We start from the raw sequence: 22,269 nt of genomic DNA, 5'->3' as shown, positions 1-22,269 counted from the left end.
CTTAAAACCATATTGTTTATTGTCTATGAATCACATACATGCATACGGAGATGGAAGTGATGATTGATTACACAAGAGAATCAAAATTGAGTGTAAAATCCGCCGTGGAAAAGCTTACAAAAGATCTGATGGACAACAAATGGGGAGTGTTGAGCGTGATCGATGTAAGAAAGATCCTGGCAGAGAAACTCAAAATAGAATACGACGATTATATTATAATGGATGTCTGCAATCCGGTTCTTGCCCACAGGGGGCTTTCGATAAACAAGCAGGCAGGTCTCATCCTTCCCTGCAAGATAGTGGTATATGCTGACAAAGGGAAAACGAAGATCTCGCTGTACAGACCCACGGTTGCATTGAGCACGGCAAGTTCTCTTTCGGGTTATGATGAACTGAATGGGCTCGCGGTGGAGGCAGAGGATGCCTTAAAAAAGATAGTGGAGGTGGCAACATGCAAACTGTAGATATAATGGAAAAGACCTTCGACTCGGAATCCAACGATATCGCCCTGTATATCGCGATGTCCCGTAAGGCAGAACAGGAAGGACATCTTGAAATAGCATCCTATCTATTCGATGTGGCAATGGACGAAGCTGCGCATGCCGCTGAGTTTGCAAACCTTCTTGGCAAGGTGAAGGATACAAGAACGAACCTGGTGGCGATGCTGGCGGGTGAAATAAGGGCAGAAAAAGACAAGGCAGAGGCCGCAATAATTGCGAAGGCAGAGGGTAATAAAGAGGCATCCCATTTTTTTGAGCAGTCGATGCAAGACGAAAAAAGGCACAAGACAGGAATAAGTGAGATCCTTTCGAATTTAGGAAAAGGATTAAATCAATAATGAACAATGATAATATGGGAGAAAATAATAATGGAACCAAAGAAAGTAATCGAAAGCATCGACGGTAAGATGGGATTCACCCCTGAGATCATGAACATGATGGAGGAGATGAATCCGGAATTGTTCGAGCATTACAAGAAATGCGATGACGGGATACAGGAGGATGGTGCCCTCCCAGCAAAGGTTAAAGTTCTGATGTCACTTGCGGTTATGGCATCGCAGAGATGCGATGTATGCTGCGAATCACAGATGAGGAGCGCTTTGAACCACGGCGCCACGAAGGAAGAGATTATGGAAACGATGAATGTCATTTTCATAACATCAGGAGCCCCGGGCGTGGCATCGTGCAGGAAAGCCCTGAACATGCTGCAGGGTAAAGAAGGGCACGGTGGCCATGGTTGTACCCCCGGCAGAAGACCGAGGTAACTAAAAAAGGTTAAAATACTTTAGTATTCATTGATTATCAATGAACTAACAACAGGGAGGAGTTATGAGCAACAAAATAATTGACGCATTGAACAAAGATCGGGAAGATGAGTTGAGCGCAATAATACAGTATATGAAGCACCATTATGAGGGGGAGGGGATGGAGAGTGCCGCAATACTTGAGATATTCAAATCGACGGCCAAGGATGAGATGAAGCACGCTGAAAAGCTGGGTGAACGCATAGTGTACCTCGGCGGGACCCCGACGAAGAAACCATCACCGATCGTAGAAGGCGGGGATCTAAAGAAAATGATCCAGGATGACCTCGCAAAAGAGAACGGGGCGATCAACCAATATAAAGAGCATATCAAGCTTGCGATCCAGGAGGGTGACCCCACAACAAGACTCATGCTCGAAGAAATCCTCTCTGATGAGGAAGGCCATGCAGATACGTGGGAAACCACGCTCGGTATAAAGAAATGATTGGAAGGGATACACAGCTGGTCGATTGCAGGGAAGCCATGGGACTTGGGCGCGGGGGCGGCATTGCCCAGCGCGGTACCCTGTCCGAGGCAGCAAGGCCAGATGTTGTTGCGATCGCTATGACGCCGGGGCGGAGGCATATCACCAAACCGGTGTGTGAGATCACCTACGGGCTTCGAAGGGAGGGAATCCAGGTAAGCGTTCTGGTGCTCGAGGCTGGGGCAGGGGTTCCCATGGACGAAGTTGGGAGCACCACAGCTTCAAAAGGTTATGGTGCTTCATTCGGGCTGACGGCGAAGGAGATAGAGCAGATAGCCAGGCACAAACTTGTGCTGATACACATGGGTAATGTTAATTCCCACATAGTATTAAAAACCAAGAAGATACTGAAATATGTCAACATACCTGCCGTCATAGCCTGTGAATATCCTATCGATTATGAGGATTTTGCAAAAGCGGGGATAAAGACAAAATACATAAGACCGAAAAACCCAGAAACAGAAGGCACTGTGGTCGCTATTGTAAGCGGCATAACCAGGGGCGAGACATGTTCGAGGGGTAACCTGAATGAACTGGCTAAAGTGATTCGCTACGAATTGAGCCAGAGGATTGAGGAGACCCATGCTGTCAGGAGCGACCTGTTGATAAGTGAAGGACTTATGGCAAGTGAAGAGGAGAGTGAATGATTTGAAATGTTATTTGTGCGCTAAAATGGGTAAAGATGTTGATGCTGTGGCTGCATGTATCGTTTGCGGAATGGGCGTATGCATGGATCACGCGATCTACGAAGAAACGCCTGTATGGAAAGGAGATTATCCTGTGAGACTTGAAAAGGATATCGAGAAAATGAAAAGGATACTCTGCCAGCCGTGTCATGAAGCCTTAAAGGAGAACTGGTGATTGTTATGTTGAAATGCTATGAATGTGCAGACCAGGGGTCTACTGAGGAAGCTGTTGCCCTTTGTATAATGTGCGGAAAGGGACTTTGCATGGAACATGCTCACAGGATCGATCTGCCGATATGGCAGGGGGGATACCCGGCGCCAGTCAAGGTACTGAAGAAAGGTCTGCCAAGATTCGTTTGCCAGGAATGCGGCAATATCTTAATGCCGGGTGCATGTGAGTAAGAGTGCATGTTTGAAGTGCGCTTTCACGGCAGGGGAGGGCAGGGTGCCGTCATGGCTGCCCAGGCGCTTGCTGAGGCAGCCGTAATCGAAGGGAATTATGCGGTAGCTTTTCCTTTTTTCGGAGCGGAAAGACGGGGCGCGCCTGTTCTTGCATTTACGAGAATAGACGCCAAAAAGATATTCAGCAAAACGCAGGTATATTCTCCGGATTGCGTCGTAGTTCTTGACGATTCCCTTCTTGATACCATAGATGTCGTATCGGGTCTGAAACCCGGGGGCTCGGTAGTCATAAATTCGAAGGATAGACCGGAGGACATAGACCTCGGTGTCAGTATTCAAACGGGGGCGGTAAATGCGACCTCTGTGGCGCTTGAGATACTGAAAGCCCCTATAACCAACACTGCCATCCTCGGTGCATTTGCGAAAGTGACGGGGATTATCAAGCTCGAATCGCTGGAGGAGGCTATCAAGAGAAGGTTTGGTGAAAAACTCGGTGAAAAGGTCGGGGAGAGGAACGCCCTTGCAGCAAGGACAGCGTATGAAAGAACTGTTACAGGGAAAAGCAAGGGGATTAAGAAACTTGAACCGAAAAAGCAATGGCTTCCAGCGTACCAGGATCTCCCTGTAGGTGGCGCCCTCATTGAGGGAAAAACAGACGCCGGGCTTATAGGCCCTGGGAGTTTTATCGAGAACAAGGTCATGGGCTGGGCAACGTTCCGCCCGCTGCGCGATAAAGAAAAATGCACCATGTGCCTTTTGTGCTGGTTCTATTGCCCAGAAGGGACCATCGTGCGCATCTCCGACAGGGGAGACCTCATGACCAATTATGATTACTGCAAAGGATGCGGCGTGTGCGCCAATGAATGCCCGGTGGACGCAATAAAAATGGTGAGGGCGAGGGTATGATGAAAGTCATCACGGGCGACCATGCTGTCGCTCTGGGCGCAAAACTCTGCCGCGTAGAGGTAGTGCCGGCATATCCGATCACACCGCAGACGCTCATCATCGAACATATCGCGGATTTTGTGAATGATGGGGAACTGGACGCAAAATTTCTCACTATGGAATCCGAGCACAGCGTTATGAGCGCGGCTGCTGCTGCTTCTGCAGCCGGGGCAAGGGTGTTCACGGCAACTTCTTCCCAGGGGCTTGCCTTCATGCACGAGATGCTTTATGCTACAGCGCCCCTGCGGCTTCCGGTCGTGATGGCGAATGCCAGCCGCACTCTTGGCGGTCCGCCCGGCATCTGGTGTGAATATAATGATTCCATGGGGGCGCGTGATTCGGGATGGCTCCAGGTTTATGTAGAAGATAACCAGGAGGCTCTGGACATGGTAATCCAGTCCTACAGGATAGCCGAGGATAAACGCGTACTGCTTCCTGTAATGCCTTGCCTTGATGGTTTTGTGCTCACCCATACGGTCGAACCCGTGGATGTCCCGGCGCAGCAGGATGTGGATTCATTTTTGCCTGCCTATACACCCGATATTATCCTTGATCCGAAAAGACCGGCGATGATAGGGACGTTCATGCCAGCCGAGTACATAATGGAACTGCGCAGGCAGACCGCAGGTGCTGTTGAATCCGCAAAAAAAGTGATCGGGGAGATAAACGATGAATTTGCGAAAGTATTTGGAAGAAATTATGGCGGCATGATCGAAAAATACCGGATGGATGATGCAGAGGTAGCATTGATCACCATGGGCACTGTCACAAGTACGTCGCGCGAAGTGGTGGATGAGTTAAGGAAAGAAGGGAAAAAAGCCGGACTCATCAAGCTAAGGTTCTTCAGGCCATTTCCAAATGAGGAATTGAGGGAAGCGCTGTCAAACGTAAGCGCTGCCGGAGTTTTCGATCGTTCGATATCATACCATGGCGGAGGACCTGCATGCAACGAGGTGCGCTCTGCTCTTTATGGTATGTCGATACCGATCGTTAATCATCTTGCGGGCCTCGGAGGAAGGGATGTGACTAAGGAGCAGATAAGGGATATGTTCGAGATAACCCTGAAAGCGGCGAAGGGTGAAAAAGTGAAGCCCGTGAACTGGCATAACACGCGAGGTGAGAGCCTTTGATAACGATCAAGACACTCTCTGATGAAAACCTGTTCACAGCGGGCCATACAGCCTGTCCCGGATGCGGGGTCGCGATGTCCATCCGGAATGCAATTCGGGTTCTTGGAAAGGAGACATCTGTGTATGTCCCCGCAAGTTGTGCAGTTGTGTTCGGTACCACATTCCCGTACGGTGCATGGAAAGTGCCTTTTTTCCACACGGCATTTGAGAACACAGGCGCATGCCTGACGGGCATGCAGGCGGCATTTGAGCAAAAAGGAAAAAAAGTCATTACTGTCGGGTTTGCCGGTGACGGCGGGACATATGACATAGGCCTGCAGAGTATGTCAGGAGCGGCGGAGCGCAATGATGATGTGCTTTACATATGTCTTGATAACGAGGCGTACATGAACACAGGGATACAGCGAAGCGGAGGGACGCCGTTCGGCGCGTGGACCACGACCACCCCGGTAGGCAGCAAGATCCAGGGGAACAGGCGTTTCAAGAAAAACCTTGGTGATATCGTGGTAGCACATGAGATACCATATTATGCAACGCTTTCCATCGGCCATCCTCTTGATTTCATAAGGAAGGTCGAGAAGGCTAAGGATATCAAAGGCTTCCGCTTCCTCCACATGTTCACGCCATGCATTCCTGGATGGAAGATGGACCCTTCCAAGACCGTGGAAGTCACAAAGCGCGCGGTTGAGAGCGGGATGTGGACTTTGTACGAAGTTGAGAACGGTGAGAAAAGGATCACCTATAAACCAGGGAAAATGAAATCAGTTAAAGATTATATCATGATGCAGGGCAGGTTCAGGCACATGAGCGAGGAAGACATAAAGACGCTCCAGATGTGGGTCTGCAAGAAATGGAACCTGCACTATAATGAAAAAGGCGCACCGGAAGTATGCGAAATTGAATTGCCGGAAGAGCATCATGCTGTTACCGAGGAACATAAGGAGATGCACGGACCATGAAAAAGATAAAAGCAAAACTCTACACGCTTAGCACCTGCATGCATTGCAGGGCTACAAAGCGATTTTTGAAAGAACACGGGATTGATTATGACTATGTGGACGTGGATAAATTGGATGGCAAAGAGAGGGATGAAATCCGTGCAGAGGTAATGAAACTCAGCGGTGGCTTGCGTTTTCCTACGATCGTGATCGGGAAAAAAGTGATCGTGGGGTTCTACGAGGATGAATTGAAAGAGGCACTCGGGTTATGAGAAATATTGATGACATGTTCGATGAAATGAAAAAGATCGCGGAAGAGGAGGGCTACCAGTTCAACCCTGTCCAGCAGGAACTTGATGATGTCCTCGATGGCCTGTGGGAGAATATCCACAGGTACGGATACCCATCGTGTCCCTGCAGGATGGCAGGCGGTGTCCTTGCAGATGATATGGATATCGTCTGCCCGTGCAACTACCGCGATGCCGATATCGTGGAGTATGGCTGCTGCCTGTGCGTTCTTTATGTGAGCGATGACTGGATCGCAGGTAAGAAGCCGCGCAATCCCATTCCGGAGCGGAGGCCGCAGGAATATTATGAGAAAGGCTATCCGGCTATGGCAGAACAAGAAGGAGCAGGAGGAAATGAAATGGCCGAAGTTTACAGGTGCACCGTATGCGGATATCTCTGCGCGCGGGAAGAGCCCCCTGACCTTTGTCCGATATGCAGGGCAAAGAAGGAGAGGTTCGAAAAGTTTGAGATGACGTAATGTGCATAAATTGAAGGGGGAAGATATACAAATGCGATTTTATGGCCAGCCAATCTAAATGAGGCTGGGCCAGGTATGCCTCGTGAAGAGGCTGATGTAGAAGAAAATCTAAGGTTCCTAAGAAAAAAGGGCGCTGTTTATTGGGATTCTGCGGCAAAAAGAACAGAGTTGAAAGGACCTTTTGATGGGTATGTTTATACCACCATTTCTGGGAATGTCGAGTGGAAGTGCAAAGTGGAGTGGGTGATAAGCAGGGATAGATTAAAAGAAATGAAAAATGAACATCAATTTATTCCTCCTTTCAGGCAACAGTGCTTTAATGGATATTTTTCAGATGGTGGGAAACATGATCCAAGTTCTACCTGGATTAAAATATCTAAATTCGAAAGGTTGAGAACTCCTCGAGAGATTGGAGATTTCGAAAAACTTGATGGAACGCCAGTTAAAAAAGTACGTGGAGGTTTTGTTTATATCACACCGCCTTGATTCCCATCATCTTAAAAGATAATCTGGCGACTTATAACCAAAGATTAGAACCTGCAACAGACCTCTTCTAAAACCCACCCTCCCATCACCTCACAGGCGGCGCCGATGTTCAGCAGCATTATCTTATCCAGAGATAATGCCGACTGCACCATTTATTTATATACCCGCCAGTCATAATATCCATAATATGAGTTCCGAAGTCGAAATTGCCGAGGTAGATGCCAATGGAAGGATATTAATACCTGAGAAAATCCGTGAAGAAATCGGCATACATCCTCATGATAAGTTAATCCTTGGGGTAAAAAATCACACTCTTATACTTACCAAACAAAAAACAAGCGTTTTCAATCTTCAGCTTGAAAAAGTGACAAAAGGTACGCTCAAAAAATCCCTGATATTTGAGCGGAACATCGACAAAGCAGGCAAAAAGGATATGCCGGGGGAGGAATGAAGTACGCTTTTGACACCAATATCTATCAGATATGGCGGAACATCAACGACCCTGCCATACAGAAGATTTCATATCATCCTACCATCCAAACAATTAAGAAATGTTTTTCAGACGTCGAAGCTGGAACGCAGCTATCGATTCCGCGTGTAATCCTGACCGAGCATCTTGTATGGATTGCCAAGAATGAAGGTATTGGAGTGGCTTTTAATGTTTTGGAAATGATTCTTAAATCATCCTGGCAGGTAATCTACGAAAACGAAGAAATACACAGGCAAGCCATAGAAATTGGGAGTAGATACGGGGGACTCGGGGCAGCTGATTTATTATTGGCAGCAATTGCAAAACGAGAAGAAGCACTGATAGTAACTACAGATTCAGCTTTTGAACGCTTGAAAAGTGAAATTGATGTAATTGTATTGGCATCATAGAAGATTTGATTTAGGAGTTAGAAGAATACATTATCAGGAAGCAAGGATATGTCATGGAGCGGCGCTCGCAGGAGTATTATGAGAAAGGTTATCCAAGCATTTTAGAACAAAAAGGAGCAGGAGGAAAAGAAATGACCGAAGTTTACAGGTGCACCGTATGCGGATATCTCTGCGCGCGGGAAGAGCCCCCTGACCTTTGTCCGATATGCAGGGCAAAGAAAGAGCGGTTCGAAAAGTTTGATATGAAGTGAAATGAGCTAAATCCCATGCTCATTTATCAGACTGTGCCATGAAGCATGTACAAATTTCCATCATACCATAAGTTTATGTAAATTTATATGTATAATATGGAGAGTGGTCTACCTAAAGGCGAGTCTGATTTTTTTGATTTTATTATCTGTGTTATCGATAGCTTCTGCCGAGAATAATTTAACAGTTACAGACAATAACACATTCCCTATAACGCAGGTCAATGCGTCGGGCTTTTTGAAAATAATAACCATACCGGTAGATGGAGCAATCTATTTAGATAACCAGGTAGTGGGAAGCGGCCTTTACTACAATGCATCTTATCCGGTAGGCGTGTATCTGGTCTCATTCGGTAATGTGGAAGGATACGAAAGCCCTGAGAACCAGACAGTAAGTATATCAGCAGGCAACCAAACAAATATCATCGCTCGATACACAGCTTTCGTAATTACTCCTCCCGATGTGACCATCACAAAAGAAGTGTCAAGTTCATCCATTGCAGCAGACGAGAAAATAGATATCATAATCAAAATTAAAAACAGCGGCACTATCAAAGCTTTCAATGTGAATCTGAATGACTCTCTACCTGACTGTGCCGTGCTCGTGAATGGAACAATGTCATGGTCCGGCGAACTGGAAAGCAGTGAGAGCAGGATACTGGATTATGAGGTCAGCGCTACGAAAGCCGGATTATGCATATTTAACCCTTCCCGAATAACCTTTGCTGATTCCGCGGGGAATAAGTTTTCAAAGTTTTCCGATGAGGTCAGGGTTCTTGTTTCTTCAAAACCCATGCATGAACCACACCTGACCATAGAAAAGAACGTTGATAAATCTACAGCCCAGGTGGATGAAGGTGCAGTTATAACCCTGAAAGTGAAAAATGATGGTTCATCAGAGGCAATAAACATTTCTCTGACAGATCCGATACCAGCATGCGCCGCAGTTTCTCAGGGTAACAACAACTGGAGTGGCGATCTGCAGCCCGATGAACAAAAGGTCATTACCTACATCGTGAACCTGAATTCGCCGGGTTTATGCTCGTTCGATGCCGCAAAAGCGGATTACAAAGATGTGAATTTTAACAATTATACGAAATATTCTGAGCCGTTAAATATCTATGTGAAAGAGAAAACAGTAAGCGAGTGGCTTGACACCTACGCCAAGCCTCTTGTGATCATAGGGACGACAATAGGGTCTCTGGTGACGATTATAACGGTATACAGAAGCCTGAGAAATAAAGTACATAAAGAGAAGGCAGAGAAAAAATAGGTAGTTGAACGCTTATACAATCTGGTTTTTAAACTAAAGCTCTGCCATCAGTTGGATTTCGACGAACAGAATGATTAATATATCTTCCACACCTTTTTCAGGCGATTACAATGCCTGTTATTACGCTGTATTATGATGACCTTGAAGAACTTTCTGGAGTGGATAAAGATACCCTGATCGAACGCATTCCCATGATGGGATGCGATATCGAGCGCATAGAGGAAGACCACGTTGATATCGAGTTCTTCCCGAACAGACCTGACCTTTACAGTACAGAAGGAGTGGCGCGAGCACTAAAAGGTTTCCTTGGCATGGAGACAGGGATCAGGGAATTCAAGGTTATGCCGTCTGACATCAAGATAACAAAAGACAAAGAGATTGAAAAAATCCGCCCATACCTCGCCTGCGCCGTGGTACGGGGCATGCGCTTCAACTCCAGGAGCATTGAATCCCTGATGGCGCTTCAGGAATCGCTCCACTGGGCAGTTGGCAGGAACCGGAAAAAAGTCTCCATAGGCGTGCATGACCTGGCAAAGATCAAAACCCCTTTCAGGTATATTGCGCAGGACCCTCATTATAGTTTCGTACCACTTGACTTTAGCGACCCAATGACAATGAGGGAGATCCTGGAAAAGCACCCGAAAGGAATCAAATTCGCGAACATCCTTGAAAAATTTGACAAATATCCCCTTATCCTCGATGCAGAGGACAACGTTTTATCTTTCCCACCTATAATCAATGGGGAACTCACAAAGGTGACAGAAGGGACTTCGGACCTGTTCATAGAAGTCACTGGTCTTGACCCTTCGGTAAGTATTGCACTGAATATAGTGGTTGCATCGCTGGCGGAGCGCGGAGGGAGAATTGAATCCGTGCTTATTGATGGTAATGTACGGACCCCCCGGCTTGAGACAAAGCTCATGAAAATAAATAGTACGGAAGTCGAAGAACTTCTTGGATTCAAACTCACAAAGGAAGAAATTATCCAATGTCTTGAAAAGATGAGATACGGGGCAGAAGCGTCGGGCAAGTCGATCGAAGTACGCGTTCCTGCTTACCGCTCTGATATCCTGCATAACTGGGACCTGATTGAAGATATTGCGATAGCTTATGGTTTTGATAAGATCAAACCGGAACTCCCGTTGACTTCGACAACAGGCAAAGCCCATCCGGTTTCAAGGCTCAAGGATCTGATACGTGAGATAATGGTGGGGCTTGGTTATTTTGAGGTCATGCCTTTCACTCTTACAAATGAGCACATGCAGTTCGAAAAGATGCGGAGGGGAAAGGCAGAGGGGATCACGCACATTCTCTATCCTATAAGCGAGGATCATACCATCGTTCGCCCTACTATCCTGCCCAACCTTCTTGAGATACTTTCAATAAACAGACACCGTGAACTTCCGCAGCGTATATTTGAGGTGGGCGAGGTGGTTGTGCATTGTAAGACTGAGCAGCATCTCGGCGGCGTTGCCATCCACCCGCAGGCGAATTTTTCCGAGATCCAGGCGGCAGTTGATGCTGTGATGAGGGAAAGGCGCATCGATTATGAGGTTGCGGAGTCCAATGATCCGGCATTCATAGAGGGAAGACGCGCAGATATAATTATAAAAGGTAAGAACGCCGGGGTGTTCGGGGAGATCCACCCCGGAGTGATCTCGAACTTCGGGCTTGAACATCCAATAATTGGATTTGAGCTGGGATTATAGACTCTTTTTACTTTTCACATAATAAGTCGCCACTACAGCACCAATAACCACAAAACCGACCAGCATGCCAGCAGAGCTTAACGGTGAACTTTTCGGTCCAGGAACAACTGTCAGCGGCAGTGTGCGGCTGAATATCACCACTTCGTTTGTTTCATCAATCCCTCTTAATTCCGTATCAACGAGATACGTCTTTGCCACCGCAGTTCCATCGACGGTGAATCTTAGCACGGCTTCGCCGCTTTCACCCGGCTCAAGTTTTCCCACGAAATCCGATTTTCCTTCGAATACGAAGGGCTGGGAGGCATCCTGGAATATACGCAAAGACACTGATTCCGCTTTTTTATTCCCGGTATTTTTGACCCTGATATGAACCTCGGCTTTATTTCCGGATGTCAGGTTTTCCGGAACTGTTTTCACAGATTCCACGATTAGATACGGGGCTGGCTTGATGGGTATGTCAAGGTCAAGGGTCTTTGTCCTGTATGAATTGTTCTCATCATTTTCATCCTTATATGTGACTTCAAGTCTGGCATTATAGTCCCCTTCCTTGATATTTTCATCAACGTCAGCGTAGAAGGTTGCCGTTTTACTCCCACCTTCTGTAATTATGCCAAGGCTATCCTCGTCCGAATAACTGTAACTGGAATTGAAACCCGGAGGCAGGAAAAGTTTTGCTTTTACATTCTCGGCATTGCCTTTCCCGATGTTGTTAATATCCACCGACAGCTTTGCCTGCATCGTATCTGCTATGAGCTTCTCAGGGGATGTGACAAGCGCTCCGACTACGAAATCCGCCCTTTTAGGGTCGATGTATATCGGGAAATCCTTCTTAGTCCAGCCTTGTCCTGTGTCCCAGCTCAGCGTTACATTATAAGTTCCCTTGATGGCATTATCAGCCACCCTGAGTTTGTAGTGGAGAACATAGAAAATTTGGTTGTCGTTCGTCCCTGCCGATGCTCCAAGGTCCTGATCAGGACTATCCCCTGCTTCAAATAAAAAAGGATAATTGGCATCAAGATGGAATTTCAGACTCTCCGCTGGACTTGTAAGGGTATTGACAACCTGCCATCTTAAATCCAGATCCTTCCCGGCATCTGCAGGGTCGGGATCCTGGCTCATGAAATTTGCCTGAATTTTGCTTCCCTGCGCTCCCATGATGGGTGCCCCTAAAACAGGGCCGATTATTATCGACAGGAAGATTATCAATATAGTGAGTCCTATACTTTGCTCCAATATTTTGGTTTTCATATTCTTACCTCAAATTTGTTCATTAATTTTTCATATGTATTTTTTATATTCATTGTATCGATTATTAGAATAATTGCAGGCACTATGGTTATAGCTGCGATCATGCTTGCAGCAACCCCATAGCTCATCATTTTTCCCATGTCACCCAGGAAAGTCAATCTCCCCAGGGACATAGCCTGGAAACCTATCAGGGCTGCAAGCGTCGTGGTCAACATGGGGGTTATCACATTGTTAAGTGTCACTTCCATTGCTTCCCTGTGTCCAAGCTTGAGATGCGGGTGATGCTCCTTCAACGTGGGCAGGTTTTGCAGTTCAAGCCTGTACCTTGTAACAAGCTGTATCCCGAAATCTATACCGATGCCCATTATCATGGATGTGACACCCGATGTCGTGGAACTCAGTCCCATTCCTATAAGCCCGACATAGCCCATAGTCCACAGGGTTCCGAATATTATGGTGGTCATAGGAGTGAAGCCGTATTTTATCGAACGGAAGAGAACCAGCACGATTATCAGGATACCTACAAGCGAATAGGTCGAGGTTTTTGCCATATCGGGCGCGATAGCCTGCTGCATTTTCTGGCTTTCCATCACGCTCCCTCCGAGGCTTGCCGTAATTCCGGGCGGTTTGGGAACTTCAATAAGTATTTTCTCAAATTCGGGCTCGAGTTTGGAAAGGTCCACATCATCAGTGGTGCGAATGGTGACTAGAGCCATGGTATAATCCTTGCTGATATACCTATCAAGAAGCCCGTTCTTATTTGTAAGCTCCTGTATATCCCTGGTTGATTGAGGCAGCCGCCCGCCATTGACGCCTCTCAGAACCGAGGCAGAGCTTGTGACATCTATCACGTTATCAGTATGGAGAGCCAGCATTGAGAGCTGATCCATATACAGTATCACCCTCGGGTCTCTAACATCCCGCACCTCATTCGACCCTTTATATGAAGGGTCAATTTCAATTGCAAAGGAGACTATATTCGTGCTTCCGAATTCGTTCTCGATGCTGTTCAGGGTGCTTATGGCTTCCACGTTCTGCGGAATCATTGACTTGGTATCGGATTTCTTTGTCTGGATTGTGCCTGCCATATGGATAGCAAATACCGATACCACAAGCATGATTATCAGAACCAAGACGGGGAATCTTGTGATTAATCCCGAATATGATTCGATTATTTTATTTGTCATGTTACCTGCCCCTCAGGACGTGTTCTTCTTTTTTGGCAGCCAGTTTCTCAAGTTTCCTGTGCGTGCTCCAGTATTCATAGTCTTCTTCCAGCAGTATGAAGACTGGACTGACAAAAAGAGCGGCAAGAAGACAGAACGCTATACCAAGCGCAAGGGTCTCGCCAAGGTGCTGCATCATGGGCACGGTAGCGAGTGCAAGCACCCCGAAACCCACTATAACAGTAAGCCCTGAACCGATTATGGCCGAGCCTATACCCCTTACAGTGGTTCTCAGGGAATCGAGCTGGCTATTCCTTTTGGCCCTTTCTTCATTATACCTGCTCAACATGAACACGCCGTATTCAACACCAAGACCCAGTAGCATCGAACTTAAGCCAACGGTCGCCACCGAAAGCGGTATCCCGAGCCAGCCCAGTGTGCCCATAGTCCAGATCAATCCAAGCGACAATGGAGCAAATATCAGAATACCCTGCGTATATGATCGCTCCATTACGAAAAGCAATATTAGTATAATAACTGCGGCAACAATCAGCGTAAAAACAGCATCGCTTCTCAGGAGATCGAAAATGGTCATTCTGAGAATCGGGCCGCCTGTTATGCCAAACTTCACACCTGGCGGCTTTGGCGTATAATCGATGCGCTTCTGGATAAGCTCATCAAAATTCTGTATCTGTCCCTCACCCGAGCCGATATCTGCAGTGACAGACATGAGGGTCATCCTGTAATTCCGGCTGAAAAAAGCATTGGTTTGCGGGTTGCTAAGGGTCTGCGTAATCTCTTCCGGTGTAACTGTCCCTTTTCCCCTGAAAAAACTTGCAGGCGAAGCAACGCTGGTTACTGTTGGCTCATTTCTTAGCTCCCCGTCTAAGAAAATAAGGGATTGTATCACCCTGGGGTCTCTGATGTCACGGACCGCACTTTTCAGATCAACCGAATCGTCGATCTGCACAGCTACGATTACTGTATCCTGCCCCCCGAATTTATCCGAAATGCGGTCATTGAGCGCAAATATGGGAAGTTGTCTTGGCATCTCTGTCCTGAAATCGGAGTTGATTGTAAGATCCTTAAGTCCAATCCCCAATACAATTGTAAAAATAATTACGAATACAGCTAGTAATTTTGCGTGTTTTCTCTGAATTTCAGCAAGTCTTACCAGTCCTTTTTGCAGGGGGTCCATTTTATCTCTATAAAGTTAACCTAATTACTCCTGTCTTCTTATAAAGATTTCACTCTGAAAACAACTGGATAATAGGTTTATTTCAGATAATTTTATATACAGTGCCGGACTAAGACCATCTGGATGCTGGAAAAATTCAGAAGCTTCGGGCTCACAAAATACGAATCAGATGTTTATCTAACCCTTCTTCGTCTGGGCTCTGCCGATGCCAATCTTATATCCTCAACTTCTGGTGTTCCTCTGGGACGGATATATGGAATTCTCAGCTCTCTTCAGGATAAAAGGATCGTACGTTCCCAGGAAACAAGACCGCGCAAGTTTGCAGCTGTTGAGCCGGGAACTTCATTAAAATACCTTCTTGATGCCCAGCGTTTTAAACTTGAGCAGACATCACAGGAGATTGGAGAGATGGTGGAAGAACTTGAAAAGGAACTTCTGGGAATAAAGCAATCGCCGCAGAACAAACAGTTTTGGACGGCTGCCCTGGGTTCCGAAGAAACAATTGATATTATTATAGAGCAGATCAACCAGGTGAATGAAGAAATGTGCCTGACTGTAGGTTACCCTGAGTTCTCAAAGTATCTTCCATCTATGAATCCGGAAAAAAGCGATACTAAAAAAGCACTGCTGAGAGCTCTGGAAAGAGGAGTGAAGTTCAGGATGCTGATAGATAGGAGTGTCAATTATGCAGAAGAGTCCAGGGATGAAACAGGACAGAAGATATTCAAATATCTTGGCAAAAACCTACACTGCAGAACAACAACGTTCACCTCAACCCTATTCGATGTGATCGATGACGATAGGATAAACCTGAAAATCAGCAGCCCTGTAAAGAAAGAAGAACTATTTGCCATCGTGCATGTGAGGGACAAGAAACTGGCTGCGGAAATGAAAGAGCACTTCGAAGATATGTGGGAGAAAGCACAGGAATTGAAATTGTAAATGGCAGAAAAACTATTTGTCTGTAAGCCAAGGTCCGGACTCGAACCGGAATGGAATCGCTCTGCAGGCGATTGCGTAGCCTCTCCGCCACCTTGGCGTTGAACGGCTACATACACATTATAGATAATAAGGTTTTTGTAAAATTGTGTGTGTAAAATCTTTTAGTGTTAAATCTCGCATAAAGTAACTTTGGGCTCTTTGCGTGCTTTGCGGTGCAGGATTTTTCACCGCAGAGGGCGCAAAGTACGCAAAGGATTTGCCAAACATCAAACTTTTTTGCAGGTCCTTAATATTCGCTCTTTCCATTTAACTTTTGTATTATATGTAAAAAATTTTATATATTCTGCTTACAGCAAATCTTATATAGAACCACAAACAATCAGAACGCCCAGTACAAGCGAAATTTGTACATTCTATTAAAGAATAAAAATAAATCATATCGGAGGTTACCTATGGCAGGACAATTAGGAGGACAGCCAATCTTTATTTTAAGAGAAGGCAGTCAGAGAACGAAAGGAAGAGAAGCTCAGAACAACAATATCATGGCCGCTAAAGCAGTAGCGGCAGCGGTAAGGACCACCCTTGGACCAAAGGGCATGGATAAGATGCTCGTGGATTCTCTCGGGGACATTGTGATCACGAACGACGGTGCGACCATCCTCAAGGAGATGGACATCGAACACCCGGCAGCCAAAATGATCGTGGAGGTCGCAAAGACCCAGGACGATGAGGTCGGGGACGGCACGACCACGGCGGCGGTTCTTGCAGGCGAATTCCTGAAGAACGCAGAAGAACTGCTGGAGCAGAACGTTCATCCCACGGTGATTGCGAACGGGTACAGGCTTGCATCAATAAAAGCAAAGGAGATCCTGCAGACCCTTGCCGTAAAGGTGAGCGCTGAAAGGAAGGATCTGTTATATAAGATAGCAGCCACCGCAATAACCGGGAAAGGGGCGGAAGCTCACAAGGACGTGTTCGCAAACCTGACCGTTAGCGCAGTTTTATCCGTGGTCAATACCGAGAACGGTAAGCGCACGGTAGATGTTGATGATATCAAAGTCGAGAAGAAAGTTGGCGGCAGCATCGAGGCATCGGAACTGATCAAAGGCATGGTGATAGACAAGGAGCGCGTGCACACCAACATGCCAAAGAAAATCACCAAAGCAAAGATACTCCTCCTCAATGAAGCGCTGGAGATCAAGAAGACCGAAGTTGATGCAGAGATCCAGATAAAGTCACCCGACCAGCTCCAGTTATTCCTTGACCAGGAAGAGCAGATGATACATGACATGGTCACCAAAGTCATTGATTGCGGGGCCAATGTTGTCTTTGTCCAGAAAGGAATTGATGACATAGCCCAGCATTATCTTGCAAAAGCAGGCATATATGCGGCACGGCGTGTCAAGAAGAGCGATATGGAGAAACTCGCCCGCGCAACAGGCGCAAAGATTCTCACAAGTCTCAAGGAAATAGACCCGGCGGACCTTGGAAAGGCAGGAGTTGTCGAAGAGAAGAAGATCGGCGATGAGGCAATGACCTTTGTCACGGAATGCCACAATCCCAGATCGGTTTCGATTATCCTGCACGGCGGGACTGAGCATGTGGTGGATGAAGCCGAGCGCGCACTACATGATGCGCTGCGCGTTGTAGGTGTAGCGATCGAGGATGAGAAGCTAGTAGCTGGTGGAGGCTCTCCGGAGATTGAGCTCGCATTGAGACTGCGTGAATATGCAGCCACGCTATCAGGACGGGAACAGCTTGCTGTCACAAAATTCGCCGAAGCGCTTGAAGTTATCCCGCGGTCCCTGGCAGAAAATGCCGGCCTTGACCCGATCAATATGATCGCCGAGATGCGAAGCGAGCATGAGAAGGGCAATAAGACAGCGGGTCTTAATGTGTTCACAGGCAAAGTTGTGGATATGATGAAGGAAGGGGTCGTTGAACCGCTGCGTGTAAAGACGCAGGCCATCGATTCGGCCACAGAAGCAGCAACCATGATCCTGCGCATAGACGATGTGCTGTCAAGCAAGTCAGCACCGGGCGGAGGAATGCCACCGGGAGGAATGCCAGGTGGAATGGGAGGCATGGGCGGAATGGAAGGAATGGATTAAAGCCCAGAGTCACGCCTCTGGAGGGCGCACACACGTATGCCCTGCGGGGCATACGTGGATTCCGTTCTAACTTTTTTAGGAAATTATTGATGGAAATTCTGGATACTTCGGTCCACACAAAGGAAGAATCTGTCAGGATCCTCTCAAAAGAATTGGAAAAACATCCCATTCTAATATTGACCGGGCCGCAGGGAGGTGGAAAAACCACCCTTGCTATCAAGCTTCTTTCAGAGAACGTGGGTGCTTATTTTGAAGGGAGGGCGCGTTCAGCCCAGCCAGTCGTGCTTATCAGGAAGGATTTTGTGGGGAAGATGAAAAACGAACTCTACGAAAAAAGGAAGCTTCCAATATTCGAAGGCGACGAGCCAATATTTGTCGAGGTCTCAGTCTACGACCAGTTGAGATTACTTATTGAGAACATTTTTGATGTTATGGAACTCGGTGAGCCTGAACTTATCAGGCAGATAACGATTTTGACAAAAGAACTGGGCGTTGTCCCGAAAGCCATCGAGCTTGTAGCCAGCGACGAAGAGCTCGTGAAAAGGAGACTTGCGAGGCACCTTGACGCAAAAGAGCGTTTGTCGTCACTTTTGGAGAAAGAAAAGAAATATGGGATAGAATCGAACCTGTGGGGTATCCAGGGAGCGAAAGTTACTGATATCATAAACCGTGAAGGTGTGGCTGATTATGATGAAGACCAGATATCAAGGACGATAAAGGATTTTGACAGGATAATCCCGACAAAAGACTTGACCCTTCCAGAATGCCTGGCAAGAATGATAGAGATCTCGAATAACGAGAACAAGGAGAGCGGGTTCCTCGTACTCCACACCGACAATGGGGAAAAGATAATCAGCGACCTAGTCGTAGGAAAGCACATAAATTCGCTGATTGGTGTCACGCTACTTGAGATTTATGTGGGCTTCAGGCAGAACAGGTCACTTTACCGAGCCTATAAGCATACAAAAGAAGGAAAAATTGAGGTTATTCATTCATATACACCCACCCTCCAGGAGTGGGAGGTCCTTGCGAATCCATGGATCCCGCCGTCGAATGAGCCGACTGCGATACTGTCCTCTGCCGATGTCGCAGCAGGGGAACGGTTCAATGTCATGGTATCTGTGGTTGAAGCAGATGGGACTGTGGAGTCATCGAGCAAGAAGAGAAAGAAAGAGCTGGAAGAGATTATTTCAGACTTGGTTGTTGAAGAGAACGAAGATGAGCAATAATCTCATCTATTGAATGAGCCAGATTTTTCCTGTTATCGAATTCATTGACCATTTTATGCAGCTCATTTTTATCCGATGATCTGTTCTCTTTCACGAATTTTGATATGTTCGGTATCGCACGGGTTATGTTATCCACAATAGTTATATGAGCCGTCTGTGCAGTCCTTGAAAGCGGGTTCAGGTCTATGGCAATCACTGATTTCCCCATATCCACAAGGGCTTTGCATCTATCGCCGTCCTCAAGGGGTACAAGTACGACGTCCGCACTGAATATGCCATCGAGATCCACCTTTGCCCTTTCATGTTCAAGACCTGGTATCAAACCATCGCTTTTTGTGCATATTCTTTTTGCCCCGAGGGAGCGCAGGTGTTCGATGATCTTATTCACCCTTTCTTCAGTGCGGTGAAATAAATTCACCTCAAGAGGAGCATTAACGAAACCGCTTAATTTTATGATGTCTTCCGGAACAAGTGCAGCAACATTCCCGTTGACTGAAATCACGGGTTTTTCTGCAAGAAGCAGCATTGCTGCTGCTGCTTTTTCAGCCTTCAGCGCACTTCTTCCGGTCCTTTCACCGATGAGATAATCAAAAGCTTCCCCCCGCCCCTGCGCTATTAGCCCGTGAACGCTCGTTATGCCTTTTTCAACGCCCGCGACTATCAACTCCCGCGTCATCAGGGATTCATACCTTGGATGGCTTTTGGGGATCATACAAGATGCGCTCCCGCATGGCTTATCCTGCTTTCATGAACTTCCCCGAATTCTGATAGTGCGCCTTTGTCGTTGATGGCAAAAACCATGTTCCCAAGCATGGCCTGGCTTGCAAACCCGCCTGCCGCTCTTACGGCTTCTATGGCATCCTTCACTTTAGCTCCCATGAGTTCGATATCCTCTGCAAAGGCGCATGACTGCTGGAAAAAATTCTCAAGCGTGGGTCTTTTCAAGAGTTCCTTAAGCCTGGATTTCCCGGCTTTATTGATGGCCTTCTTTTTCAGTTTATCGGATAGAATGGATTTGGTGGGGATCTCTCCAAAGCTCACCCAGGAAATCGGTATGTCTTTGCAGGGGATCCTGTCGATATTAGCGCTGGATGGTGCCCCTGCCTTTTTCCTGATGACGATTCCACCGAAAGTCTGCCCGGTAACGTCACCAAGACCTGTCCTGTTCATGACCTCGGCTATATGGGCTGCACGGGCTAACTCATTCAGTGCCAGGTTCATTGACAATGCTTCATTTAACGCCAGTGCCGTGCTCAATGCCCCTGAACCGCTTGCCCCGAAGCCGCAGCCTATGGGTACATTTAGACGGGTTTCTACAAGCACAGGCTGCGAGGTAAGGAGCCTGATCGCGGAAAATGTGGTGGGTGCTTCGCTCACAACATCATTGATCCTCAATGTCATTTTTTCCGAAGCGCATACTTTCGTTATTGCCCCGGCCTCAAGGCAGATACCGCAGCCTGTAGAACCTGAATGCCCGGCATCTTTTTTAATGTCGATAACGAAAATGCCTGAAATATGGGAGGGCGCAAATGCTTCTCCGACGTTTTCTTGTTCCATTTGTAGGTTTTATTCGCTGCTGCTAAAATAAGTAATTCGCTTCAAATCAACAACATATGGATTTGAAATGGCATTTATGATCTTTCTGTAAAATCTAATACGAAAATTTAATGAATTGGAAATTGCCCTTCCGTCGACATTGAATAAGCTTTGGGTGAAGTTTGGGTAAAACCATTTAAACACATAAAAAAAAGTGAGCCCTTGCAGGAAGAAAAAAGAAGGTGGGTTGAGGAGTGGTGGTATCTTTTTTGCTGCAAAGGCTGAAACCTTAAATAAATTCATGGTATATAGATTTTTTGTTTTATTTCCTTCATCACCGATATACGACCCATCTCAGGGATTGAATAAGCTTATTATCTTTCGAAGGGCGTCGACAAATTTTTTTGCCTCATCTTCCGTATTATACAAATAAAGCGAAGCTCGCACCGCAGCCTCACATTTCCTGTAATTGAACCACGAATGCACGCAGAATGCTCCAGACCTCACAGCCATGTTCTCCGTCTCATCCAGTACTATTGCAATGTCATGGGCATCCCCACCTTTCGGGAACTCCACTGTGAACGAAATGATGCCGCTTCTCTGTCGAGGGTCCTGCGGGCCTATGATTTTCAATCCATCTATGTCCTTTATCCCATCGGTAATGATCCTGTTCAATACCTCCTCATGCTTTACAATATTTGAAAGCCCGACATTCGCAAGATAATCCACAGCCGCTCCCGAGCCTATTATGCCTGCGTAATTCTGAAGTCCCGCTTCGAATTTTTCGGGAGGAGGCAAGAATTTAGCGCCTTCGTAGGTTGTATCGCTCACCGTGTCACCACCCACAATGAAAGGCGCTATCTCTTCAAGCAAATCATATTTCCCGTACAGCACGCCCATACCAGAAGGCCCCAGCATTTTATGTACCGAAAGCGCAAAAAAATCAACATCAAGCCCTCTGACATCCACCGGTTTATGGGGTGCGCTCTGGGCGCCGTCCAGCATCACAATGGCCCCGTGGTCGTGGGCGATCTTTATTATCTCCTTGGCCGGGATTGTATAGCCGTCCAGGTTCGAAGTATGTACCATGCTGACCAGCCGGACATTCCTGGTTTTATTCATTGTTTCTTCGAACCCGCGAAGATCAAAGGTATTATCCGGATTTGAGTATACCACAATGTGCCTTATTCCCTTCCTGTGGGTCTGGACCTGCCAGGGAATGAGGTTTGAATTGTGTTCCCTGTCGGTCGTGATGACAATATCACCTTCTTTGAAATCGAGGCAATTTGCGACAAGATTCAAGCCTTCAGTGGTGTTTCTCGTGAATATGATCTCTTCAGGGCGCTCTGCTCCAAGGAATTTCTGGAACTTGTCACGCGCCCAGGTAACCTTCTCATCCACTCTCTTTGCCATCCTGTGAAGGGAGCGCCCACCGCAAACAGGATACTCATTATAATATTCGTTCATGGCATCCATGACCTGCCCTGGCTTCATGGTCATGCAGGCATTATCAAAATAAATGGGATACTTCCCGTTCCATTTTTTCGAAAGCGCCGGGAAATCGCGGCGGATTTTCTGGATGTCCATGAG

The 22,269-nt window shown here is 46.8% G+C and carries 27 protein-coding genes and 1 tRNA gene; 21 read left to right on the top strand and 7 right to left on the bottom strand.

Going from position 1 to position 22,269, the window contains the following annotated elements:
- Nucleotides 1-38 precede the first annotated feature (38 nt).
- From O8C65_04170 to pheT, 18 genes are all read left to right on the top strand, one after another.
- Nucleotides 39-464, top strand: coding sequence for a DUF302 domain-containing protein (locus tag O8C65_04170; protein ID MCZ7356105.1), 426 nt, complete (start codon nt 39-41; stop codon nt 462-464).
- Entirely contained in the window at nt 452-838 is a 387-nt protein-coding gene (locus O8C65_04165; GenBank protein ID MCZ7356104.1) for a rubrerythrin family protein, read from the top strand. The genes O8C65_04170 and O8C65_04165 overlap by 13 nt, the downstream gene beginning before the upstream one ends.
- Before the next feature lie 27 nt (nt 839-865).
- Entirely contained in the window at nt 866-1,264 is a 399-nt protein-coding gene (locus O8C65_04160; GenBank protein MCZ7356103.1) for a carboxymuconolactone decarboxylase family protein, read from the top strand.
- A gap of 64 nt (nt 1,265-1,328) precedes the next feature.
- Nucleotides 1,329-1,748, top strand: a complete 420-nt coding sequence (locus O8C65_04155; protein MCZ7356102.1) for a ferritin-like domain-containing protein — start codon at nt 1,329-1,331, stop codon at nt 1,746-1,748.
- On the top strand, nt 1,745-2,434 hold the full coding sequence (gene mcrC / locus O8C65_04150) for a methyl-coenzyme M reductase I operon protein C (GenBank protein MCZ7356101.1): 690 nt from the start codon (nt 1,745-1,747) through the stop codon (nt 2,432-2,434). The genes O8C65_04155 and mcrC overlap by 4 nt, the downstream gene beginning before the upstream one ends.
- 1 nt (nt 2,435) lies before the next feature.
- Nucleotides 2,436-2,648, top strand: a complete 213-nt coding sequence (locus O8C65_04145; protein ID MCZ7356100.1) for a DUF2180 family protein — start codon at nt 2,436-2,438, stop codon at nt 2,646-2,648.
- Nucleotides 2,649-2,653: 5 nt separating this feature from the next.
- Entirely contained in the window at nt 2,654-2,875 is a 222-nt protein-coding gene (locus O8C65_04140; protein ID MCZ7356099.1) for a DUF2180 family protein, read from the top strand.
- A gap of 6 nt (nt 2,876-2,881) precedes the next feature.
- The gene (locus O8C65_04135) at nt 2,882-3,781 is read left to right on the top strand and encodes a pyruvate ferredoxin oxidoreductase subunit gamma (GenBank protein ID MCZ7356098.1); all 900 of its coding nucleotides are present in this window, start codon (nt 2,882-2,884) and stop codon (nt 3,779-3,781) included.
- The gene (gene porA, locus O8C65_04130) at nt 3,778-4,950 is read left to right on the top strand and encodes a pyruvate ferredoxin oxidoreductase (protein MCZ7356097.1); all 1,173 of its coding nucleotides are present in this window, start codon (nt 3,778-3,780) and stop codon (nt 4,948-4,950) included. Before O8C65_04135 ends, porA begins: the two co-directional genes overlap by 4 nt.
- Nucleotides 4,947-5,909, top strand: coding sequence for a thiamine pyrophosphate-dependent enzyme (locus O8C65_04125; protein MCZ7356096.1), 963 nt, complete (start codon nt 4,947-4,949; stop codon nt 5,907-5,909). The genes porA and O8C65_04125 overlap by 4 nt, the downstream gene beginning before the upstream one ends.
- Complete coding sequence (locus tag O8C65_04120) at nt 5,906-6,160, top strand: glutaredoxin family protein (GenBank protein ID MCZ7356095.1); 255 nt, start codon at nt 5,906-5,908, stop codon at nt 6,158-6,160. Before O8C65_04125 ends, O8C65_04120 begins: the two co-directional genes overlap by 4 nt.
- Nucleotides 6,157-6,654 carry a ferredoxin:glutaredoxin reductase gene (locus O8C65_04115; protein ID MCZ7356094.1) on the top strand — a complete coding sequence of 166 codons (498 nt, stop codon included), beginning with the start codon at nt 6,157-6,159 and terminating at the stop codon, nt 6,652-6,654. The genes O8C65_04120 and O8C65_04115 overlap by 4 nt, the downstream gene beginning before the upstream one ends.
- Nucleotides 6,655-6,729: 75 nt before the next feature.
- Nucleotides 6,730-7,140: a hypothetical protein gene (locus O8C65_04110; GenBank protein ID MCZ7356093.1), complete on the top strand. Its 411-nt coding sequence runs from the start codon at nt 6,730-6,732 to the stop codon at nt 7,138-7,140.
- A 187-nt stretch (nt 7,141-7,327) separates the two neighbouring features.
- Nucleotides 7,328-7,591 (top strand): hypothetical protein, encoded by a 264-nt coding sequence (locus O8C65_04105; protein MCZ7356092.1) that lies wholly within the window; start codon nt 7,328-7,330, stop codon nt 7,589-7,591.
- Nucleotides 7,588-8,019, top strand: coding sequence for a PIN domain-containing protein (locus O8C65_04100; GenBank protein ID MCZ7356091.1), 432 nt, complete (start codon nt 7,588-7,590; stop codon nt 8,017-8,019). The genes O8C65_04105 and O8C65_04100 overlap by 4 nt, the downstream gene beginning before the upstream one ends.
- 53 nt (nt 8,020-8,072) lie before the next feature.
- Complete coding sequence (locus O8C65_04095; protein ID MCZ7356090.1) at nt 8,073-8,270, top strand: hypothetical protein; 198 nt, start codon at nt 8,073-8,075, stop codon at nt 8,268-8,270.
- Nucleotides 8,271-8,373: 103 nt separating this feature from the next.
- A complete protein-coding gene (locus O8C65_04090) occupies nt 8,374-9,540 on the top strand; it encodes a hypothetical protein (GenBank protein MCZ7356089.1) in 1,167 nt (388 codons plus the stop codon).
- Between the two features lie 110 nt (nt 9,541-9,650).
- A complete protein-coding gene (gene pheT / locus O8C65_04085) occupies nt 9,651-11,249 on the top strand; it encodes a phenylalanine--tRNA ligase subunit beta (GenBank protein MCZ7356088.1) in 1,599 nt (532 codons plus the stop codon).
- On the opposite strand, the gene O8C65_04080 is transcribed toward pheT, so the two are convergent.
- From O8C65_04080 to O8C65_04070, 3 genes are read right to left on the bottom strand one after another with little or no spacing between them, the layout of a single operon-like run.
- Nucleotides 11,244-12,497, bottom strand: a complete 1,254-nt coding sequence (locus tag O8C65_04080) for a hypothetical protein (protein MCZ7356087.1) — start codon at nt 12,495-12,497, stop codon at nt 11,244-11,246. The genes pheT and O8C65_04080 overlap by 6 nt on opposite strands.
- Nucleotides 12,494-13,684: an MMPL family transporter gene (locus O8C65_04075; GenBank protein MCZ7356086.1), complete on the bottom strand. Its 1,191-nt coding sequence runs from the start codon at nt 13,682-13,684 to the stop codon at nt 12,494-12,496. The genes O8C65_04080 and O8C65_04075 overlap by 4 nt, the downstream gene beginning before the upstream one ends.
- 1 nt (nt 13,685) lies before the next feature.
- Nucleotides 13,686-14,861 (bottom strand): MMPL family transporter, encoded by a 1,176-nt coding sequence (locus O8C65_04070; protein MCZ7356085.1) that lies wholly within the window; start codon nt 14,859-14,861, stop codon nt 13,686-13,688.
- A 123-nt stretch (nt 14,862-14,984) separates the two neighbouring features.
- Here O8C65_04070 and O8C65_04065 point away from each other — a divergent pair, with 123 nt between their 5' ends.
- Entirely contained in the window at nt 14,985-15,803 is an 819-nt protein-coding gene (locus O8C65_04065; protein MCZ7356084.1) for a hypothetical protein, read from the top strand.
- A gap of 25 nt (nt 15,804-15,828) precedes the next feature.
- Here the strand turns inward: O8C65_04065 and O8C65_04060 are convergent.
- Nucleotides 15,829-15,900, bottom strand: a tRNA-Cys gene (locus O8C65_04060).
- 355 nt (nt 15,901-16,255) lie between these two features.
- On the opposite strand from O8C65_04060, the gene thsB reads away from it, so the two are divergent.
- Both thsB and O8C65_04050 read left to right on the top strand, forming a co-directional pair.
- Complete coding sequence (gene thsB, locus O8C65_04055; GenBank protein MCZ7356083.1) at nt 16,256-17,914, top strand: thermosome subunit beta; 1,659 nt, start codon at nt 16,256-16,258, stop codon at nt 17,912-17,914.
- Between the two features lie 89 nt (nt 17,915-18,003).
- Nucleotides 18,004-19,143, top strand: coding sequence for a hypothetical protein (locus O8C65_04050; protein MCZ7356082.1), 1,140 nt, complete (start codon nt 18,004-18,006; stop codon nt 19,141-19,143).
- Here O8C65_04050 and O8C65_04045 read toward each other — a convergent pair.
- The 3 genes from O8C65_04045 to O8C65_04035 form a co-directional block, all read right to left on the bottom strand.
- Entirely contained in the window at nt 19,100-19,855 is a 756-nt protein-coding gene (locus tag O8C65_04045; GenBank protein MCZ7356081.1) for a 4-phosphopantoate--beta-alanine ligase, read from the bottom strand. The two genes, O8C65_04050 and O8C65_04045, sit on opposite strands and share 44 nt — an antisense overlap.
- A complete protein-coding gene (locus O8C65_04040; protein MCZ7356080.1) occupies nt 19,852-20,700 on the bottom strand; it encodes a pantoate kinase in 849 nt (282 codons plus the stop codon). The genes O8C65_04045 and O8C65_04040 overlap by 4 nt, the downstream gene beginning before the upstream one ends.
- 333 nt (nt 20,701-21,033) lie before the next feature.
- Complete coding sequence (locus tag O8C65_04035; protein MCZ7356079.1) at nt 21,034-22,266, bottom strand: cysteine desulfurase; 1,233 nt, start codon at nt 22,264-22,266, stop codon at nt 21,034-21,036.
- Nucleotides 22,267-22,269: the final 3 nt, after the last annotated feature.

The sequence above is a fragment of the Candidatus Methanoperedens sp. genome (assembly GCA_027460535.1).
In the GTDB taxonomy this organism is placed as follows: Archaea; Halobacteriota; Methanosarcinia; order Methanosarcinales; family Methanoperedenaceae; genus Methanoperedens.
The sequence above is the reverse complement of the archived record's forward strand: the minus strand, read 5'-3'. Positions and strand labels throughout refer to the sequence as shown.

Coding starts and splice junctions, on each gene's coding strand:
- pheT (MCZ7356088.1), top strand. CDS start 9,651: ATGCCTGTTATTACGCTGTATTATGATGACCTTGAAGAACTTTCTGGA.
- O8C65_04035 (MCZ7356079.1), bottom strand. CDS start 22,266: ATGGACATCCAGAAAATCCGCCGCGATTTCCCGGCGCTTTCGAAAAAA.
- O8C65_04100 (MCZ7356091.1), top strand. CDS start 7,588: ATGAAGTACGCTTTTGACACCAATATCTATCAGATATGGCGGAACATC.
- O8C65_04075 (MCZ7356086.1), bottom strand. CDS start 13,684: ATGACAAATAAAATAATCGAATCATATTCGGGATTAATCACAAGATTC.
- O8C65_04065 (MCZ7356084.1), top strand. CDS start 14,985: ATGCTGGAAAAATTCAGAAGCTTCGGGCTCACAAAATACGAATCAGAT.
- O8C65_04105 (MCZ7356092.1), top strand. CDS start 7,328: ATGAGTTCCGAAGTCGAAATTGCCGAGGTAGATGCCAATGGAAGGATA.
- O8C65_04165 (MCZ7356104.1), top strand. CDS start 452: ATGCAAACTGTAGATATAATGGAAAAGACCTTCGACTCGGAATCCAAC.
- O8C65_04095 (MCZ7356090.1), top strand. CDS start 8,073: ATGGAGCGGCGCTCGCAGGAGTATTATGAGAAAGGTTATCCAAGCATT.
- thsB (MCZ7356083.1), top strand. CDS start 16,256: ATGGCAGGACAATTAGGAGGACAGCCAATCTTTATTTTAAGAGAAGGC.
- O8C65_04110 (MCZ7356093.1), top strand. CDS start 6,730: ATGCCTCGTGAAGAGGCTGATGTAGAAGAAAATCTAAGGTTCCTAAGA.
- O8C65_04170 (MCZ7356105.1), top strand. CDS start 39: ATGCATACGGAGATGGAAGTGATGATTGATTACACAAGAGAATCAAAA.
- O8C65_04120 (MCZ7356095.1), top strand. CDS start 5,906: ATGAAAAAGATAAAAGCAAAACTCTACACGCTTAGCACCTGCATGCAT.
- porA (MCZ7356097.1), top strand. CDS start 3,778: ATGATGAAAGTCATCACGGGCGACCATGCTGTCGCTCTGGGCGCAAAA.
- O8C65_04070 (MCZ7356085.1), bottom strand. CDS start 14,861: ATGGACCCCCTGCAAAAAGGACTGGTAAGACTTGCTGAAATTCAGAGA.
- mcrC (MCZ7356101.1), top strand. CDS start 1,745: ATGATTGGAAGGGATACACAGCTGGTCGATTGCAGGGAAGCCATGGGA.
- O8C65_04135 (MCZ7356098.1), top strand. CDS start 2,882: ATGTTTGAAGTGCGCTTTCACGGCAGGGGAGGGCAGGGTGCCGTCATG.
- O8C65_04050 (MCZ7356082.1), top strand. CDS start 18,004: ATGGAAATTCTGGATACTTCGGTCCACACAAAGGAAGAATCTGTCAGG.
- O8C65_04040 (MCZ7356080.1), bottom strand. CDS start 20,700: ATGGAACAAGAAAACGTCGGAGAAGCATTTGCGCCCTCCCATATTTCA.
- O8C65_04080 (MCZ7356087.1), bottom strand. CDS start 12,497: ATGAAAACCAAAATATTGGAGCAAAGTATAGGACTCACTATATTGATA.
- O8C65_04140 (MCZ7356099.1), top strand. CDS start 2,654: ATGTTGAAATGCTATGAATGTGCAGACCAGGGGTCTACTGAGGAAGCT.
- O8C65_04045 (MCZ7356081.1), bottom strand. CDS start 19,855: ATGATCCCCAAAAGCCATCCAAGGTATGAATCCCTGATGACGCGGGAG.
- O8C65_04115 (MCZ7356094.1), top strand. CDS start 6,157: ATGAGAAATATTGATGACATGTTCGATGAAATGAAAAAGATCGCGGAA.
- O8C65_04155 (MCZ7356102.1), top strand. CDS start 1,329: ATGAGCAACAAAATAATTGACGCATTGAACAAAGATCGGGAAGATGAG.